This window comes from Sphingobium chungangianum, from assembly GCF_977014255.1.
Genome location: NZ_CDRNIV010000006.1, coordinates 765,993 through 783,743, shown reverse-complemented (window position 1 = coordinate 783,743; position 17,751 = coordinate 765,993). Strand labels below are relative to the sequence as shown.

The 17,751-nt window shown below is 62.3% G+C and carries 19 protein-coding genes, 1 tRNA gene, 1 other RNA gene and 1 pseudogene; 6 read left to right on the top strand and 16 right to left on the bottom strand.

Features of this window, described 5'->3' with window-relative positions:
• Window positions 1-2 precede the first annotated feature (2 nt).
• From nuoF to thiE, 11 genes and pseudogenes are all read right to left on the bottom strand, one after another.
• Window positions 3-1,320 (bottom strand): annotated as a pseudogene (nuoF, locus tag ACWNC0_RS10925) (NADH-quinone oxidoreductase subunit NuoF).
• A 109-nt stretch (window positions 1,321-1,429) separates the two neighbouring features.
• Entirely contained in the window at window positions 1,430-2,098 is a 669-nt protein-coding gene (nuoE, locus tag ACWNC0_RS10920; protein ID WP_449471553.1) for an NADH-quinone oxidoreductase subunit NuoE, read from the bottom strand.
• Entirely contained in the window at window positions 2,098-3,333 is a 1,236-nt protein-coding gene (locus ACWNC0_RS10915) for an NADH-quinone oxidoreductase subunit D (RefSeq protein ID WP_449471551.1), read from the bottom strand. Before ACWNC0_RS10915 ends, nuoE begins: the two co-directional genes overlap by 1 nt.
• Window positions 3,333-4,244: an NADH-quinone oxidoreductase subunit C gene (locus ACWNC0_RS10910; RefSeq protein WP_449471550.1), complete on the bottom strand. Its 912-nt coding sequence runs from the start codon at window positions 4,242-4,244 to the stop codon at window positions 3,333-3,335. Before ACWNC0_RS10910 ends, ACWNC0_RS10915 begins: the two co-directional genes overlap by 1 nt.
• 1 nt (window position 4,245) lies before the next feature.
• A complete protein-coding gene (locus ACWNC0_RS10905) occupies window positions 4,246-4,800 on the bottom strand; it encodes a NuoB/complex I 20 kDa subunit family protein (RefSeq protein ID WP_380800685.1) in 555 nt (184 codons plus the stop codon).
• Window positions 4,791-5,165 carry an NADH-quinone oxidoreductase subunit A gene (locus ACWNC0_RS10900; protein ID WP_097091191.1) on the bottom strand — a complete coding sequence of 125 codons (375 nt, stop codon included), beginning with the start codon at window positions 5,163-5,165 and terminating at the stop codon, window positions 4,791-4,793. The genes ACWNC0_RS10905 and ACWNC0_RS10900 overlap by 10 nt, the downstream gene beginning before the upstream one ends.
• Window positions 5,166-5,291: 126 nt before the next feature.
• Entirely contained in the window at window positions 5,292-6,107 is an 816-nt protein-coding gene (locus ACWNC0_RS10895; RefSeq protein ID WP_449471549.1) for an inositol monophosphatase family protein, read from the bottom strand.
• A 153-nt stretch (window positions 6,108-6,260) separates the two neighbouring features.
• Window positions 6,261-6,824 (bottom strand): elongation factor P, encoded by a 564-nt coding sequence (gene efp / locus ACWNC0_RS10890; RefSeq protein ID WP_449471547.1) that lies wholly within the window; start codon window positions 6,822-6,824, stop codon window positions 6,261-6,263.
• A 98-nt stretch (window positions 6,825-6,922) separates the two neighbouring features.
• Window positions 6,923-7,507, bottom strand: coding sequence for a M23 family metallopeptidase (locus tag ACWNC0_RS10885; protein WP_449471546.1), 585 nt, complete (start codon window positions 7,505-7,507; stop codon window positions 6,923-6,925).
• Window positions 7,504-8,601: a L,D-transpeptidase family protein gene (locus ACWNC0_RS10880; protein ID WP_449471545.1), complete on the bottom strand. Its 1,098-nt coding sequence runs from the start codon at window positions 8,599-8,601 to the stop codon at window positions 7,504-7,506. The genes ACWNC0_RS10885 and ACWNC0_RS10880 overlap by 4 nt, the downstream gene beginning before the upstream one ends.
• A 176-nt stretch (window positions 8,602-8,777) precedes the next feature.
• Window positions 8,778-9,470 carry a thiamine phosphate synthase gene (gene thiE, locus ACWNC0_RS10875; protein ID WP_449471544.1) on the bottom strand — a complete coding sequence of 231 codons (693 nt, stop codon included), beginning with the start codon at window positions 9,468-9,470 and terminating at the stop codon, window positions 8,778-8,780.
• Between the two features lie 189 nt (window positions 9,471-9,659).
• Here thiE and ACWNC0_RS10870 point away from each other — a divergent pair, with 189 nt between their 5' ends.
• Complete coding sequence (locus ACWNC0_RS10870) at window positions 9,660-10,262, top strand: DUF72 domain-containing protein (RefSeq protein ID WP_449471542.1); 603 nt, start codon at window positions 9,660-9,662, stop codon at window positions 10,260-10,262.
• A 67-nt stretch (window positions 10,263-10,329) separates the two neighbouring features.
• Here ACWNC0_RS10870 and ACWNC0_RS10865 read toward each other — a convergent pair whose 3' ends face one another.
• From ACWNC0_RS10865 to tkt, 4 genes are all read right to left on the bottom strand, one after another.
• The gene (locus ACWNC0_RS10865; protein ID WP_449474601.1) at window positions 10,330-11,226 is read right to left on the bottom strand and encodes a fructose bisphosphate aldolase; all 897 of its coding nucleotides are present in this window, start codon (window positions 11,224-11,226) and stop codon (window positions 10,330-10,332) included.
• A 95-nt stretch (window positions 11,227-11,321) separates the two neighbouring features.
• On the bottom strand, window positions 11,322-12,554 hold the full coding sequence (locus ACWNC0_RS10860) for a phosphoglycerate kinase (RefSeq protein WP_449471540.1): 1,233 nt from the start codon (window positions 12,552-12,554) through the stop codon (window positions 11,322-11,324).
• 111 nt (window positions 12,555-12,665) lie between these two features.
• A complete protein-coding gene (gene gap / locus ACWNC0_RS10855; RefSeq protein ID WP_449471538.1) occupies window positions 12,666-13,676 on the bottom strand; it encodes a type I glyceraldehyde-3-phosphate dehydrogenase in 1,011 nt (336 codons plus the stop codon).
• Window positions 13,677-13,705: 29 nt separating this feature from the next.
• The gene (gene tkt, locus ACWNC0_RS10850) at window positions 13,706-15,673 is read right to left on the bottom strand and encodes a transketolase (protein ID WP_449471536.1); all 1,968 of its coding nucleotides are present in this window, start codon (window positions 15,671-15,673) and stop codon (window positions 13,706-13,708) included.
• Between the two features lie 174 nt (window positions 15,674-15,847).
• On the opposite strand from tkt, the gene ACWNC0_RS10845 reads away from it, so the two are divergent.
• From ACWNC0_RS10845 to ACWNC0_RS10825, 5 genes are all read left to right on the top strand, one after another.
• Window positions 15,848-16,045: a hypothetical protein gene (locus ACWNC0_RS10845; RefSeq protein WP_230463287.1), complete on the top strand. Its 198-nt coding sequence runs from the start codon at window positions 15,848-15,850 to the stop codon at window positions 16,043-16,045.
• Window positions 16,038-16,373: a cell division protein ZapA gene (locus ACWNC0_RS10840; protein WP_449471534.1), complete on the top strand. Its 336-nt coding sequence runs from the start codon at window positions 16,038-16,040 to the stop codon at window positions 16,371-16,373. Before ACWNC0_RS10845 ends, ACWNC0_RS10840 begins: the two co-directional genes overlap by 8 nt.
• A gap of 11 nt (window positions 16,374-16,384) precedes the next feature.
• A non-coding RNA gene (ssrS, locus tag ACWNC0_RS10835) (6S RNA) lies at window positions 16,385-16,541 on the top strand.
• Between the two features lie 88 nt (window positions 16,542-16,629).
• Window positions 16,630-17,208, top strand: a complete 579-nt coding sequence (locus ACWNC0_RS10830) for a 5-formyltetrahydrofolate cyclo-ligase (RefSeq protein WP_449471533.1) — start codon at window positions 16,630-16,632, stop codon at window positions 17,206-17,208.
• A complete protein-coding gene (locus tag ACWNC0_RS10825; RefSeq protein ID WP_449471532.1) occupies window positions 17,205-17,444 on the top strand; it encodes a DUF2842 domain-containing protein in 240 nt (79 codons plus the stop codon). Before ACWNC0_RS10830 ends, ACWNC0_RS10825 begins: the two co-directional genes overlap by 4 nt.
• A gap of 197 nt (window positions 17,445-17,641) precedes the next feature.
• Here ACWNC0_RS10825 and ACWNC0_RS10820 read toward each other — a convergent pair.
• Window positions 17,642-17,718, bottom strand: a tRNA-Asp gene (locus tag ACWNC0_RS10820).
• Window positions 17,719-17,751 lie beyond the last annotated feature (33 nt).

Sequence of the window (17,751 nt, the reverse complement as noted above, 5' to 3'; positions counted from 1 at the left end):
GATTACTCCGCTGCCTCCATGACGGGGGCGCTACCCTTATTCTCATTGATCCGCCGCTCGATTTCGGGGCGGAAGTGGCGGATCAGGCCCTGGATCGGCCAAGCCGCCGCATCGCCGAGCGCGCAGATGGTGTGGCCTTCGACCTGCTTGGTCACCTGCTGGAGCATGTCGATCTCGCCGATGTCCGCTTCGCCTGAACGCAGCCGTTCCATCACGCGCCACATCCAGCCGGTGCCTTCGCGGCAGGGCGTGCACTGACCGCAGCTCTCATGCTTGTAGAAGTAGGAGAGACGGCTGATCGCGCGGACGATATCGGTTGATTTGTCCATCACGATGACGGCGGCGGTGCCGAGGCCGGAGCCCACCGCCTTGAGGCCATCAAAGTCCATCGGCGCGTCCATGATCTGCGCGGCGGGCACCAGCGGCACCGACGATCCGCCAGGAATCACAGCAAGCAGATTGTCCCAACCACCGCGAATGCCGCCGCAATGCCGGTCGATCAGCTCCTTGAAGCTGATGCCCATCGAACTCTTCGACGACGCAGGGCTTGTTCACATGGCCGCTGATCTGGAACAGCTTGGTGCCCTTGTTCCCTTCGCGGCCGAAGCTGGAAAACCATTCGGACCCACGGCGCAGGATCGTCGGCGAAACCGCGATCGATTCCACATTGTTCACCGTCGTCGGGCAGCCATAAAGGCCTGCCCCCGCCGGGAAAGGCGGCTTCAGGCGCGGCTGCCCCTTCTTGCCTTCCAGGCTTTCGATCTGCGCGGTTTCCTCGCCACAGATATAGGCGCCCGCGCCCCGATGGACGAAGACGTCAAAATCATAACCAGAACCGCATGCGTTCTTACCGAGGAAGCCCTTTTCATAAGCCTGCTCAACGGCGGCGAAGAGAACCTTCGCCTCATAAATGAACTCGCCGCGAATATAGATGTAGGCGGCACGCGCCCGCATCGCGAAACCGGCGATCAGCGCGCCTTCGATCAGCTTGTGCGGATCGTGACGGATGATTTCGCGGTCCTTGCACGAACCCGGCTCGGACTCGTCCGCATTGATGACGAGGAAACTCGGACGGCCATCCTTGCTTTCCTTGGGCATGAAGCTCCACTTCATGCCGGTCGGGAAGCCCGCGCCGCCACGGCCGCGCAGGCCGGACGCCTTGATGCGCTCGATGATCTCGTCCTGGCCGATCTCCAGTAGCTTCTTGGTATTATCCCAGTCGCCACGCTTCATCGCCGCGTCGATGCTCCAATCTTGGAAGCCATAGACGTTGGTGAAGATGCGATCCTTGTCGGCAAGGGGTGCGATGACGTCGCTCATGCGCGGCCTCCAGCATTCGTCATGCCAGCGAAAGCTGGCATCTCAGGCGTGCGCGCGCTGAGGATGGAGACCCCAGCTTCCGCTGGGGTGACGGAACAGGGATAAGCCATTACGCCCACTTCCCCCGATAATCGTGATTTTCCGAAACCATTTCCTTGAGCGTCGTCGGCCCGCCTTCGGGGCAGCTCGTCTGACGCTCAATCTGCGGCCCGATCTTGGGCTGCTTGCCAGCGGCGAGATCGTCAAGGATCGCGCTCATGCTGTCATAGGTCAGGTCTTCGAAATTATCGTCGTTGATCTGCACCATCGGCGCGTTGGCGCAGGCCCCCAGACATTCGACTTCGGTCAGCGTGAACAGGCCATCCGGCGTCGTCCCACCCTTCACCAGACCCTTGTTCTTGCAGGCCGAAAACACATCGTCGGAGCCGCGCAACATACAGGGCGTCGTGCCGCAAACCTGTACATGATAACGGCCGACCGGAGCCAGATTGTACATGGTGTAGAAGGTCGCGACCTCGTAAACCCGCATATAGGGCATTTCGAGCTGGTCGGCGATATATTCCATCACCGGCACCGGCAGCCAGCCATTGGTCTGCGTCTCCGCACCGACCTGACGCTGGGCGAGATCGAGCAGCGGCATCACCGCCGACTGCTGACGGCCTGCGGGATAGCGCGCGATGACCTTTTTCGCCTGCTCGGCATTCTCAGCGGTCCAGGCAAACGCGCCCCAGCGCGCGCGCGTTTCCGCTTCGTCAGGGATATGAACTGCGTCAGCCATTAGCGGTCACATTCTCCGAACACGATGTCCATCGCGCCAAGAACGGCGGTGGTGTCGGCCAGCATGTGGCCCTTCATCATGAAATCCATCGCCTGCAGGTGTGAGAAAGCCGTCGGGCGGATCTTGCAGCGATAGGGCGAGTTCGTCCCGTCGCTCACCAGATAGACGCCAAACTCACCCTTGGGGCTCTCGGTCGCCACATAGACCTCGCCCGCCGGAACGTGGAAGCCCTCAGTGTACAGCTTGAAGTGGTGGATCAGCGCTTCCATCGAGCGCTTCATCTCGCCCCGGCGCGGCGGCGCCACCTTGCGATCAAACGATATCACAGGGCCTTCCGGCATCTCATTCAGGCACTGCTTCATGATGCGTGCCGACTGGCGCACTTCCTCGACACGGACCATGAAACGGTCATAGCAGTCGAAATTGGTGCCGACCGGAATATCGAAGTCCATCCGGTCATAAACGTCATAAGGCTGCGACTTGCGCAAATCCCAGGGGATGCCCGAACCGCGCAGCATCGGGCCGGAAAAGCCCCATTTCAGCGCGTCTTCCTTGCTCACCACGGCAATATCGACGTTGCGCTGCTTGAAGATGCGGTTGTCCGCGACCAGCGAAATCGCGTCCTCGAACAGGCGCGGCAGGCGCGTGTCCAGCCAATCGGCAATGTCGGTGAGCAGCTTCAGCGGCACATCCTGATGGACGCCGCCCGGCCGGAAATAGGCCGCATGCATACGCGCGCCCGAAGCCCGCTCATAGAAATTCATGCAATCTTCGCGCAGTTCGAACAGCCACAGGTTCGGCGTCATCGCGCCGACGTCCATGACGTGCGAACCCAGGTTCAGCATGTGGTTCTTGATCCGCGTCAGTTCCGCGAAGAACACACGCAGATATTGCGCGCGCAGCGGTACTTCCAGGTTCAGCAGCTTCTCGATCGCCAGCACATAGCTGTGCTCCATCCCCATCGGCGAGCAATAGTCCAGCCGGTCGAAATAGGGCAGAGCCTGAAGATAGGTCTTATATTCGATCAGCTTCTCGGTGCCGCGATGGAGCAGCCCGACATGCGGATCGCAGCGCTCCACGATTTCGCCGTCCAGTTCCATGACCAGGCGAAGCACGCCGTGCGCTGCCGGATGCTGGGGACCGAAGTTGATCGTGTAATTCTGGATCTCGGTATCGCCCAGCGTCGGATCGTCCGCACTGGTCTTATGGTCGAGTTCTTCGAGATAGGTGGACATCAGGCGTCACCCCCCTCATCCTTGGCGGGAGTTTCCGGCTTGCGCGGGCGCTTCGGCTTGGCGGTGTCCGCTTCCCCGGTTTCGGACTTCGCAGCACGGGACCGGCGCACCGGCGTCGTCTGCGCGTCGTTGGCAAGCGGCTTCTCATCGGTCGCCTTGGCGGCTTCCTTGTTCGCAGCTTCGCCCGCGCCGGTATGTTCTTTCTTTTCCGTCACCTTGGGCGTCTCGCCAGCAGGCGCGCCCTTGGGCGCTACGGCGGGCGGCGGCGGAGCGGTGGCAGGCGTGGGCGCACCTGGAGCCTGCGGCGCCTTTTCATCACCCGGCAGCACATATTGCGCGCCTTCCCATGGGCTCATGAAGTCGAACTGACGGAAATCCTGGGCCAGCTGCACCGGCTTGTAGACGACGCGCTTGTCTTCCTCGGAATACCACATCTCGACATAGCCGGTCAGCGGGAAGTCCTTGCGCAGCGGATGACCCTTGAACCCATAATCCGTCAGGATGCGGCGCAGGTCAGCATTGCCCTCGAAGATCACGCCGTACATGTCGAACACCTCACGCTCCAGCCAGCCTGCAACAGGCCAGATGTGCGTGACGGTAGGAACCGGCTTATCCTCGTCGGTCGATACCTTGACGCGGATGCGATGGTTCTGCGTGACGGACAGCAGATGATAGCAGACTTCGAAGCGCTCGCCCCGCTCCGGATAATCGACGCCCGCAATCTCCATCAGCTGCTGATATTCGCCCTGTACGCGCAGCGCATCCAGCGCCTCGGCCAGCCGATCGCGCACGACGGTGAAGCTCAGCTCATCCGCGTGATCGACCGCTTCGATCAGCATCGGACCCAACAGCCCGGCAATCTTCTCCGCGAGCCCTTCCGGGTTCACGATCTTCGGTGCAGAATGACCCATATCAGCGCTCAATCGTCCCGATGCGGCGGATCTTCCGCTGCAACTGCATCACGCCATAAAGCAGCGCTTCGGCAGTCGGCGGACAGCCCGGCACATAGATGTCGACCGGCACGATCCGGTCACAGCCGCGCACGACCGAATAACTGTAATGATAATAGCCGCCGCCGTTCGCGCAGCTGCCCATCGAAATCACATATTTCGGATTGGACATCTGGTCGTAAACCTTGCGCAACGCCGGAGCCATCTTGTTACACAGCGTTCCCGCGACGATCATCACGTCCGACTGGCGCGGCGATGCGCGCGGCGCAGCGCCGAACCGCTCCATATCGTAACGCGGCATGTTGACGTGGATCATCTCCACCGCGCAACAGGCAAGGCCGAACGTCATCCACCACAGCGAACCCGTGCGAGCCCATTGGAACAGCTCTTCGGTCGACGTGACGAGGAACCCCTTGTCACTGACCTCACTGTTCAGTGCGTTGAAGAAATTCTGGTCGGGCTGCGTCCCCGCGGGCAACATCGTGCCGGGCGCGGGACTGGTCAGTTCTACTCCCAATCTAGGGCTCCCTTCTTCCACGCATAAACGAGGCCCAGCACCAGCTCCGCTATGAAGATCATCATCGTCGCCCAGCCGGCCCAGCCGATCTGATCCAGGCTGACTGCCCAGGGATAGAGGAAGGCGGCTTCCAGATCGAAGATGATGAAGAGGATTGCGACCAGGTAGAAGCGCACGTCGAACTGACTGCGCGGTTCTTCGAACGCTGGAAAACCGCACTCATATTCCGACAGCTTCGCCGGGTCGGGCTGATGCGCGCCGGTCAGGCGGCCGACAAGCATCGGCAGGAACACGAATGCCCCGGAAAGCAGCAATGCGATCCCGAGAAAGATAAGGATCGGCAGATATTGGGCTAGATCGACCAACGGAATCCCCTGGGCGAAAATGACTATGGGCGCGCTTTAGGCCTGCCGCATAAGCGAAGCAAGGCCCCGAGGCATGAGAATGATTCGCAACAGTCTGCTTCTCTTACGCAGAAACAAATGCCTGCCTCAGCGCAGCGCACCCGCTACAAGCTTGTGCAATTTGCTGTGGATGGCATCATTGCCCGCGATCACTTCGCGGCGCTCGATCGGCTGATCGCCGCCTCTGAAATCGGTGGCGAACCCGCCCGCCTCACGTACCAGCAGCAATCCAGCCGCCACGTCCCAGGGCTGAAGCCCGCTTTCCCAGAAGCCGTCATAACGACCGGACGCCACATGCGCCAAATCGAGCGAAGCCGCACCGAAGCGACGAATCCCCGCGACGGAGGGCGCGACCGCGCCGAAGATGCGAGACCACTGCGCCATGTCGCCATGGCCCATGAAGGGAATGCCGGTCGCGATCAGACAGTCGCCCAGGTCGCGGCGGGCCGACACCCGCAAACGCTGGTCATGGCGCCACGCGCCCCGGCTCTTTTCCGCCCAATAGCTTTCGTCAGTCGCCGGCTGGTAGATAAGGCCGGTCGTCACTTCCCGCTTGTTGCCGCCATAAAGCGGCTCTTCGACCGCGATGGAGATTGCGAAATGCGGGATGCCGTGGAGGAAGTTGCTGGTGCCGTCGAGCGGATCGATGATCCAGCGCGGCTTGTTGGGATCACCCTCGATCACCCCGCCTTCTTCCAGCAGAAAGCCCCAGTCCGGCCGTGCTTTTTGCAGCTCTTCGACCAAAGTGCGCTCGGCTTGCTGATCGGCCTTGGACACGAAGTCGGCCGGTCCCTTGCGTGACACCTGCAGATGTTCGACTTCGCCAAAGTCGCGGCGCAGCTTCGCGCCGGCCTTGCGCGCGGCGCGTTCCATGACGGTGAGAAGGCCGGAATGGGATACCATTTACTCAATCTCCCCCCTCCCGCTTGCGGGAGGGGCCGGGGGTGGGCACGATTGCGCAGCAATCGCATGCAACGCTTTGAATGAGGCGAGGGCTCGCTGACGCTCGCGCCCACCCCTAATCCCTCCCGCCTGCGGGAGGGAACAATTAGCAGTTCATTCCGCCCGCTTCACATATTCCCGCTCATACACATCAACGATGATGCGCGTGCCGGTAACGATATGCGGCGGCACCATGACACGCACGCCATTGTCCAGGATCGCGGGCTTGTAGCTCGCCGAAGCCGTCTGCCCCTTCACCACCGCGTCAGCCTCGACCACGGTCGCTTCGACCGTTTCGGGCAGCTGCACGGAAATCGGACGTTCTTCATACATTTCCAGCATGACCATCATGCCATCCTGCAGGAAGGCAGACGCCTCGCCCACCAGATCCTGCGGCAAGTTGATCTGCTCATAGGTCTCGGTATCCATGAAGACGAGCATGTCGCCCTCGGCATAGAGATACTGGAAATCCTTGGTGTCGAGCCGGATGCGCTCAACCGTCTCGGCCGAACGGAAACGCACGTTATTCTTGCGTCCATCGATCAGGTTTTTGAGTTCCACCTGCATATAGGCGCCGCCCTTGCCGGGCTGCGTGTGCTGGATCTTGACGGCACGCCACAGGCTTCCGTCATATTCGATATTGTTGCCGGGACGAATCTCGACGCCACTGATCTTCATGGGAAGAGCCTGCCTATATGTCTGAAGGTGAAAAGAGCCGGCCTGTTTAAAAGGCTGGGCGCGCCTCTACATCGTGCCGCCGCGAAGGGCAAGTAGGCTCATCGGATGGGCCGCACCAGCAAGGGGTAGGGATTGATCGCTCGCCCCCTGTACCATGGCTCGCCCGGCGCGATCTCGTTCACGGCAAAATGCAGGTGCGGCGCTGACGGATCGGCATTGCCGGTGCTCCCAACCGTGGCGATCTTCTGGCCCCGCTTCACCATCTGCCCCTCCGCCACTCCGGGGGCATAGGCATCCAGATGCGCATAATAAAAGATCCGCCGACCGTCAGGCGATCGCTCATAGATGGTCAGCCCGCCATCCGCGCTCGTGAACAGCTTCTCGATACGACCATCCGAAGCCGCCAGCACAGCCCGCCCCCGCGCCGCCATGATGTCGATCGCATCATGCGGCCGCGCGCCGCCTGCCCTCGCCTGCGTAAAAGTGTCGGTCAGCGCAGTCGGCGGCACACCCTCAACCGGGATCAGCAGCGGCCCAGCCTCTGCCGCAGCCGGACGCTCAGGCGGCAAAGCCGTCCTTTCCGGGCCACCCGGAACGATCCGCACGCACATTTTCAGGAACAGGAGCAGCAGCAGGACGGCGACTATGATTCCCACCCATCCTCGCCGCCCTGGCCTCCTCATGCCTGGAATACCGCCTTGACCCCGCTCTTCACCATCTGCGCCAGCCTTGCTGCATCCCAGTTGGTCAGGCGAATGCAGCCGTGGCTTTCAGTACGCCCGATGGTTTGCGGTTCGGGCGTGCCGTGGATGCCATAATGCTGCTTGGACAGATCAATCCAAACGACGCCCACCGGACCATTCGGCCCCGACTTCAACACCGCCTTCTCATCCTTGGCATCCGCGTCCCAGAACAGGTCGGGATTATAATGGAAATCGGGATTCCGGCTGATGCCCTTGATCTCCCAAGTGCCAAGCGGCAGCGGATCATGTTCCGATCCCATGGTCGCCGGGAATTGCGCGATCAGCTTGTTGGCCTTGTCAAAAACGCGCAGCACGCCTTCGGACTTGTCGACCACGATATGATCGGCCTGCGGCTGGTCCTTGGCCACAGCCAGGCTGGCGAGCGTATTGCCCCAACCGCGCTCATCGCCCTCGATCTTCGCCACCGGCTGATTGCCCACGGCTGGCACCCGCACCGTAGCCCCCGGTCCAAGCTTTGTATTGGGCGCGTTCAACGCCACCAAAACTTCAGGCTTGGTGTGAAAGCGCTCGGCCAGCTTCTCGATCAAATTGCGATAGCCAAGCGCAGGCAGCTTCGCCTGATCAGCATATTCCTTGGGGATTGTAGTGAACGGACCACGGGCAAAGCCCTCAGGGATCGTCACCAGCCATGTCGCTGGCGGTGGCTTGTCCCCCAGCAACGCCTTCGCAGTCGCCTCATCATATTTGCCGGTTTCCGGTAAGCCCTTCGCCTCCTGAAATCCCTTCAGCGCGGCGGTGAAGGACATGCCCTCCTTCCCGTCCAGCACGCCGGGAGAAAAGCCCGCCCGGTCAAGCGCCACCTGCGCCTGCAAGATGGAGTCCGCGCGAGCAGGCGCACCGCCCGGCTCGGGCACTATGGAGAAGGCATAAGGATCGCTGCCGGGCTTAACCGCCGCACCCTGCGCTACCTCCTTCTGATCTCCGGGAGCCGTTGTCCCGCTTTCATTGGCGTCGGTGACGGCAACCTTACAAGCCGTGCAGAGCAGCGTGAGCGCAAGCAGATATGTCTTCAAGGCGATACTCTCCCGATGTTTGGGGAGAGAAACGCGCAAAGCTCAGGAAAGCTGCCTCCCGCCATGAACTAGCATCCGGCGAGACCTATTTAGAGCACAATATGTTCGATCTAGATCACTAAATCCGTTCGGGCGAACAGCATTAGGGTGGCGCTGATCTATAAAGCCACGCTCCTCTAAGCCCCTCCCAGCACAGCCGAAAATGCCGCAACGCCCGCGCGCGGCCCGTCCGGATGCGCCCACACCGCGCTGCTCACCGCCAGAAAGTCCGCGCCCGCCTCGACCAGCGGCGCGGCATTATCCGCCGTAATCCCCCCGATCGCCACGCAAGGCAGCTCGAACAGGGTCGTCCACCAGCCAAGGATCGACGGCTCCGGCCGGTGATGCGTTTCCTTGGTCGTCGTGGGATAGAAGGCCCCGAACGCGACATAGTCCGCCCCCGCCTCACCCGCTTCCATCGCCAGGTGGCGGCTGTCATGGCAGGTCACGCCAATCTGCACCTTCGGCCCCAATATCTTGCGCGCCTCTCGCGGGTCGCCATCCCCCTGCCCCAAATGCACGCCATCCGCGCCCAGCCGCTTGGCCAGCGCTATACTGTCGTTGATGATAAAGGCGACCTCCCGCTCCGCGCACAGCTTTTGCAACGGCTCTGCCGCGAGGGCGATCGCGTCCTCATCCACGCCCTTCAGCCGCAACTGGAAAGCCGCAACCTTGCCGCCATCCAGAGCCTCGGCCAACTGCGCCCCGAAACCCTCGTCGATCGCGGGCGGCGATATGAGGTAAAGCTGGCAGGCCGGGCGGAAGCCCTTGTCGAACTGGTCGGCAAAATGCGGATCGAGCGCCAGCTCTTCGTCAGTAAAATCGGTCATGCGCAGCCCTTAGCGCGTTTCGCCGCCCAAGGAAAAGAATGGAACCTCGTTCGGCCGCGGCGGCTTGTCCTGTCATGATCAGAATCGGCTGCTCAGGATGGAACTACCGCCACTGGCGCGGCGCCTTCTACCCGGAAAAACTGGCGATGAAGCGCTGGTTCGCCTTCTACGCCGACCATTTCGAACTCGGTGGAGATCAACAACAGCTTCTACCGCGTCCCCAAGCCGGAGACCGTCGACGGTTGGCGCGGCCAGGCCCCGCCCGGATTCTGCTATGCGGTCAAGGCAAACCGCTATCTCACCCAGGCACTGAAGCTCACCCACTGCGAGGAGCCGATGGAACGGATGATGGCGTCCTTCCGCCATTTCGGCCCAACGCTGGGTCCCATCCTCTACCAGCTCCCGCCTAGGCTCACCCTCAATCTCACTCGGCTCGAAAGCTTCCTCAAGCTGCAACCCGCCGACGTCGTCCCCGTCTTCGAGTTCCGCCACCGCAGCTGGTATGAAGACGCCACTTACGACCTGCTCGACCGGCATGGCGCCAGCTTCTGCGTCCATGACATGCCCGGATCATCCAGCCCCCGGATGGCGACGGGCCGCGCCGCCTATGTCCGCTTCCATGGCGGGCAAGGCAAATATTGGGGCCGCTATGCCGAAGATGATCTGCGCGAATGGGCGGGTTGGATGAGGGATCAGGCTCACCAGGGCCGCGCCGTCTGGGCCTATTTCAACAATGACATCAATGCCGACGCCATCCACGACGCCTTGGCGCTCAAGGACATGATCGGATGAAGAAGCCTTAGCCCGTCAGGCGAATGAGGGCTGCCCGGCGCATATCGCCAGCAGCCCTCATCTCACATCACGCCGCCTTATTGGTCGAAGCGGTGTAGATTTCGTCGATCGCCTGACCCAGCGAAGCGTTGAACTCATCCTCGCTCATCTGGTGGCGCAGGTCGTTCAGCAGCGCGCGGCTGAAGCTGGCGATGATACCGCGATTCTTCGCCAGTTCGACGCAAGCCTCGGCGCGCGAGAAGCCGCCCGACAGCGCGACGACGCGCAGCACCTTGGGATGGTCGACCAGCGCGTCGAACAGGCCAGCCTTTGCCGGGAGCGACAGCTTCAGCATCACCTTCTGGCCTTCCGGCAGCGCGTCCAGGCCCTTGAGCAGTTCCTCAAGCAGGATCTGGTCGGCGTCCGCGCGCTCGGGGCTCTTGATGTTGATCTCCGGCTCCAGCATCGGCATCAGGCCGGCGGCGAGAACCTGCGCGCCTACCTCGAACTGCTGTTTGACGATCGCGGCAATGCCCTCGCGGTTGGCGAGATTGATAACCGAACGCTCCTTGGTCCCGAACACGCCGAGCGACTTTGCCCGCTTCAGCAGCGCATCGAGTTCCGGCATCGGCTTCATCATCTGAACGCCGTTCGCCTCGTCTTCCAGGCCCTTGTCGATCTTGATGAAAGGCACGACGCCCCGCTCGATCAGCGCCTGCGGCACGGACTTGCCGCCCGCCTGACCATCCATCGTACGCTCGAACAGGATAGCACCGATCACCTTTTCGCCGCTAAAGCAGGGCGAGGTGATGATGCGGCTGCGCATGTCGTGGATGAGGCCGAACATCTCCTCGTCATTCGACCAGGCACCCTCTTCGATGCCATAGCCTTTGAGCGCCTTGGGCGTCGATCCACCGCTCTGGTCGAGCGCGGCAATAAAGCCGTTGCCGCCCGCAATCTTGTTCATCATGTCCTGATCCAGCATCTGCACATACTTTCTCTGTAGGGTTGCACCGCCCCATCGGCGGCATCGGAAAGAGGAAAAGGCCGCCATCCTTTTTGGACAGCGGCCTTCGAAGTTCACACCATCAATGCGCTGACGCCCGGCAGGTCCTTGCCTTCCATCCATTCGAGGAAAGCGCCGCCTGCCGTGGACACGAACGTAAAGTCGCCCGCCACGCCCGCATGGTTGAGCGCCGCGACGGTATCGCCGCCGCCCGCCACCGATATCAGGCCACCTTCCTTGGTCAGCGCCGCCGCCGTCTTGGCCAGCGCCACCGTCGCCTTGTCGAACGGAGCGATCTCGAACGCGCCAAGCGGCCCGTTCCACACCAAAGTCCGGCAGTTCTTGAGCGCGTCGCCCAACGCCTCGACAGCAGCAGGCCCAACGTCCAGGATCATCTCATCGGCGGCGACCTCATGCACATTGCATGTCCGCAGCGATGGCGGATTAGCCGCAAATTCCTTCGCCACCACCACATCATAGGGAAGGTGAATGGTGCAACCCGCAGCCTCGGCCTTGTCAAAGATCGCCTCGGCCGTCTCCGCCAGATCCTTCTCGCACAGCGACTTGCCGACATCGACGCCGCGCGCGTGGAGGAAGGTGTTGGCCATGCCGCCGCCGATGATCAGATGATCGACCTTGGCGACCAGGTTGTTCAGCACATCGAGCTTGGTCGAAACCTTTGCCCCGCCGACGACCGCCGCGACCGGCTTCACCGGCTCGCCGAGCGCCGCCTGCAACGCGTCCAGTTCCTTCTCCATCGAGCGGCCCGCAAAAGCAGGCAGCTTGTGCGCAAGACCCTCAGTCGAGGCATGCGCCCGGTGCGCGGCGGAGAAAGCGTCGTTCACATAAAGATCACCGATCGCCGCCATTGCTTCGACGAGAGCGGGATCATTCTTCTCTTCACCGGGATGGAAACGCGTATTTTCCAGGATCGAAATATCGCCCGGCCGCATCACAGCGATGCCATCGACAGCCGCTTCGCCGCAGCAATCGGGAATGAACTGCACGTCGCGGCCCAACACCTGGGTCAGCGGACGCGTGATCTTCGACAAGGAATATTCCGGGTTCTTCTGTCCCTTGGGTCGGCCGAAATGCGCCAGGATCAGCACCTTGGCACCGCGATCCGCCAGCTCCAGGATCGTCGGCATCGCCGCGCGGAGGCGCGTGTCGTCGCTCACCGATCCATCCTGCATCGGCACGTTCAAATCTTCGCGCACCAGCACGGTCTTGCCGCGGATGTCGCCCATATCGTCCAGCGTCTTGAAGGGCTTGGCCACCAATATGCTCCCAGCCACCCTACCCGTCATCCCAGCGAAAGCTGGGATCTCATGCCTCCAGGCAGGGACTTGATAAACAAGATCCCAGCGTTCGCCGGAATCACGAAAAAGGGCGGGTTTTTAAGGCCCGCCCCGCTTCTCTTACAGCAGCCCGGCGACCACGCCGGTCGTATCGATCATGCGGTTCGAAAAACCCCATTCATTGTCGTACCAGCTGAGCACGCGAACCAGATTACCGTCGATAACGGCGGTTTCCAGACTGTCGACAGTCGAGCTACGCGCGTCGCCATTATAATCGATCGACACCAGCGGCTCGTCGGAATAGCCGAGCACGCCCTTCAGCGGACCAGCTTCCGAAGCAGCCTTCAACAGCTGGTTCACTTCATCCTTGGTGGTGCCGCGCTTGGCGATGAACTTGAGGTCCACGACCGAGACGTTCGGGGTCGGCACGCGCACCGACGAACCGTCCAGCTTGCCCTTCAGCTCAGGCAGAACCTCACCCACGGCGCGCGCGGCGCCCGTGGTGGTCGGGATCATCGACAGTGCAGCGGCGCGGGCGCGGCGCATGTCGCTGTGCAGCTGGTCCAGCGTATTCTGGTCGTTGGTGTAGCTGTGGATCGTCGTCATGAAGCCCTTTTCGATGCCGATGGCGTCGTGCAGGACCTTGGCGAGCGGCGCCAGGCAGTTGGTGGTGCAGCTGGCGTTCGAAATGACGATATCGTCAGCGCCCAGGGCATCGTGGTTCACGCCGAACACGATGGTCTTGTCTACGCCGGTCGCGGGGGCGGAAATGATGACGCGCTTGGCCCCAGCAGTCAGATGGGCGCTCGCCTTTTCCTTGCTGGCGAAGATGCCGGTGCATTCCAGGGCGATTTCCACGCCCTGCGCCGCGTGCGGCAGCTTGGCGGGGTCGCGTTCGGCAGTCACCGCGATGCGCTTGCCATTGATGATCAGCGCATCGCCATCGACGCTGACGTCGCCAGCCCAGTTGCCATGAACGCTGTCCCGCTTGAACAGCAGGGCGTTCGCCTTGGCATCGCCCAGATCGTTGATGCTGACCAGTTCCAGATCATGGTCGGTGCGCGACAATATGGCGCGCGCCACCAGCCGACCGATACGTCCGAAACCGTTAATTGCGACCTTCGTTGCCACTGCACTAGCCTCCTGATTGGTAGTTGTTCTTAATGATCGAGCGCGGCCGCAACCTGCGGCGCGATCTTGGCGGCCGTCAGGCCGAAATGGTCGTAAAGCGCGTCTGCCGGAGCCGAAGCACCGAATGTGTCGATGCCGAAACGCAAGCCAGCGATGCCGACATAGCGTTCCCAGCCGAAGGTCGTCCCTGCCTCAATCGAGCAGCGCAGCACATGGTGCGGAAGGAGATCATCCTTATACGCCTGCGGCTGCGCATCGAAATGCGCCCAACTCGGCATCGAAACCACGTCCGCGCCAATGCCCTGTGCTTCGAGCAGGTCTGCGGTCGCCACGGCGATTTCAACTTCGGAGCCGGTCGCGATCAGCACCACCTTGCGGCTGCCCGTCGCGGCGCGCAGGCGATAGGCGCCCTTCGCCGACAGATTTTCGCTCTTTTCCGTCCGCAGTTGCGGCAGATTCTGGCGGGTCAGCGCCAACACCGAAGGACCTTGTTGGTCCTTCAGCGCCAATTCCCAGCATTCCGCCGTCTCGACAATATCCGCCGGGCGATAGACATCCAGATTGGGGATCATGCGCAGCGACATGACATGTTCGATCGGCTGATGGGTCGGACCATCCTCGCCCAGACCGATCGAGTCATGGGTCAGCACATGGATGACGCGCTGCTCCTGAAGCGCGGCCAGACGGATGCCGCCACGCATATAGTCGGAAAAGACAAGGAAAGTGCCGCCATAGGGAATGACGCCGCCATGCAGCGCCATGCCGTTCATCGCACAGGCCATGCCGAACTCGCGAATGCCATAATAAACATAGCGGCCCGAATAATCATCCTTGGTGAGCGGCCCCGTCGACTTGGTCTTGGTGTTGTTCGACCCGGTCAAATCCGCCGAACCGCCCAACGTCTCGGGCAGCAGATCATTGATCGCGCCCAGCGCCAGCTCGCTTGCCCGGCGCGTCGCGACCTTCTGCGGATTGGCGATCAACGTGTCGATATAGCTATTGAGCGAGAAGTCGGCGGGCAACTCGCCAGCCATCCGGCGCTCAAATTCCGCCTTCTGCCCATTGCCGGACAGACGACCTTCCCAGGCTGCGCGCACGTCCGAGCCCTGCGAACCAATGCGGCGCCACTCGGCGGCAATATCCTCAGGGATCACGAAGGGCTCGGCCGTCCAGCCCAGAAACTCGCGGGCGGCCGCGACTTCCGCTTCACCGAGTGCCGAACCGTGAACGCCCGACGTGCCTGCCTTGTTAGGCGCGCCATAGCCGATCTTGGTGGCGCAGGCGACCAGCGACGGGCGCGGATCAGCCAGCGCCTCATCAATGGCGCGGCGTACATCGGCGACATCATGACCGTCGCAGGACACGACATGCCAGCCGGTCGCGACATAGCGCGCCCGCACATCCTCGCTGCTCGACAGATCGACAGCGCCGTCAATGGTGATCTTGTTATCGTCCCACAACACGATCAGACGGCTCAGGTTCAGATGCCCTGCAAGGCCGATCGCCTCATGGTTGATGCCTTCCATCAGGCACCCGTCGCCCGCGATCACCCAAGTGCGGTGATCGACCAGATCGTCACCGAACTGCGCATTGAGGTGCCGCTCAGCAATCGCCATGCCGACTGCGGTGGCGAGGCCCGAACCCAGCGGCCCGGTGGTCGCCTCAACGCCCGCCAGCTCGAAATTCTCGGGATGCCCGGCGCAGGGGCTGCCCAACTGACGGAAATTGCGGATGTCCTCAATCGTCGGGCGCGCATAGCCGGTGAGGTGCAGAAGCGAGTAGATCAGCATCGATCCATGGCCCGCCGACAATACGAAACGGTCGCGGTCGGCCCATTTGGGCTGGGTCGGATCGAACTTGATATAGTCCTTGAACAATACCGTCGCGACGTCCGCCATGCCCATCGGCATGCCCGGATGGCCGCTGTTCGCCGCCTGCACTGCGTCCATGGAAAGCGCCCGGATGGCGCTGGCGAGCGACTTTTCGGATACGGTCATCTAGGCTGGCTTCTTTCCTGCTTGACTAAGCGGCCCCCTGCTGAGCCGACGAATCGAAATCCGGTCCCCTTTGTCGCGTTGCACCCAAAGCGTCAACCGTGGCAGGACCTCGGGACACGCCAAGCCGTCCAATCACGGCTTTTGCAAGGCGAAAACTTTGTTTATGCGTGGGTCATGGCAAGCGATCGCATGATGCAGGCTATCGGCGCACTGGAGCGCGCGGTAAGTCGGCTGGAACAGGATGTGCAGGATCTCGCGGTTGCGGGTCCGGCCTCTTCCGCCTCCCCGGGCATGGACCCGGCCGCCGCGCGCGCGGCGCTCCGCTCGCTCGATGAACTGATCGCCGATCTTAAAGGGGACTCGCGTGGCTGAAACGAACCTTCAGATCGCCGGGCGTCATTATGCGATCCGATGCCGCGATGGGGAGGAAGCCCATCTTGCCCATCTCGCCAGCCTGATCGAACGCAAGGCACGCCTTGCGCAGCAGAACACGCCGGGCCTTACTGAGGTACGCACCCTGCTGTTCGCGGCGCTCTTCCTCGCCGATGAACTCAACGACCTGAAGCGGGAAGCGATCGGCCGCCAGCAGAGCCTGGCCCTCGATGACGACGATGACGCGGCTGCCCGCGCGATCGAGGCGCTCGCTGCCCGCATAGAAAAGCTGAGCGACAGGCTTGCCGCACCGCCGCCGGACGCCTAGATAAGGGACGACGGGTACTGCCTCGTACGAGCTTTAGCGAACATCCCTGAGGCGATAATCACATCCAAGGGGGCTGTCCCTGGGCGGGTCCAGGCCCGATCTACATGGTCCCCACCTGACGTTGAGGCGTCAGAGGATATTCCAGCAAACGGCCAAGGCGGTCCCGTCACCCTCCTCGTTCCCTAAGCTCCGTTCGTTTCGAGCGCAGTCGAGAAACCGGTTTCCAGCCCCCTCCTCCAGGTCTAAACGCGGCCCCATGAGCGAAGACCTCGACAAGACCGCCCTGCGCACCCTCGCCCGGACACACCGCCGCGCCTTCGTGCAATCGCTCGATCCGCTGGCGCACAGGCTAGCCTTCAAGGCGCTCCCCTCGCCGCTCGCCCGCAGGCTGGATAATGCGCAGACGGTCGCGCTCTACATGGGCCTGGACGACGAAGCGCCCGCCCAGCGCCTCGCCCCGCAACTCGCAGGGCTGGGCAAGACCCTCGCCCTCCCCCGCGTCATCGACCGGCTCGGCAGCATGGAATTCCTCGCTTGGACGCCCGAGGATCAGCTTCACCCCGGCCTCTACGGCACGCACCATCCCGAACCCAGCGGCCCGCCCGTCGCACCGGATGTCATCATCGCCCCGCTGCTCGGCTTCGACCGTGCGATGAACCGGCTGGGCCAGGGCGGCGGCTATTATGACCGCGCCTTCGCTCGCCACCCCGATGCGCTGCGGATCGGCCTCGCCTGGTCGGTGCAGGAACAGGACGCCCTGCCTGCCGACCCGTGGGACCTGCCGCTCCACATCATCCTCACCGAAGTCGAATTGATCGAAGGACCCGACGCGTGAACCGCCAACCCGCTCCCTACGAACCCAGCTGGCGCAAGCCTGTCGGCATGCTCGCCATCGTCGGGCTCATCACGCTTTGGGCAGTCCTCGTCGGCAGCCTGTCGGGGCTCATCGGCAGCCTGCCGATGATCGTGCAGGTGCCGGTTTATGTCTTCCTCGGCATCGTCTGGATCTGGGTTCTGCCGCTGAAGCGCCTGCTCGCCTGGATGGAAACGGGCCGCTGGCGGCGCGGCTGACGCGCCATATTTTCGGCGCCGCCAAGGCATCCAACTCCATCGTTAGTAGCGCCCACTTCGTCATCCCAGCGCAGGCTGGGATCTCGTGAGGCCAGGCCGCACGTAAAGGCTTGAGATGTCAGCTTCCGCTGGCATGACAACCGTCATAATTTTCAGGAATTTTCGGCCCTTAAGGACCATCCACTCTTCAAAAAGAGTGGCGCGAGTGACGGGGCTCGAACCCGCGACCTCCGGCGTGACAGGCCGGCGCTCTAACCAACTGAGCTACACCCGCGTTCGGTGTGGGCGGGCATCTATGCGGGACCGC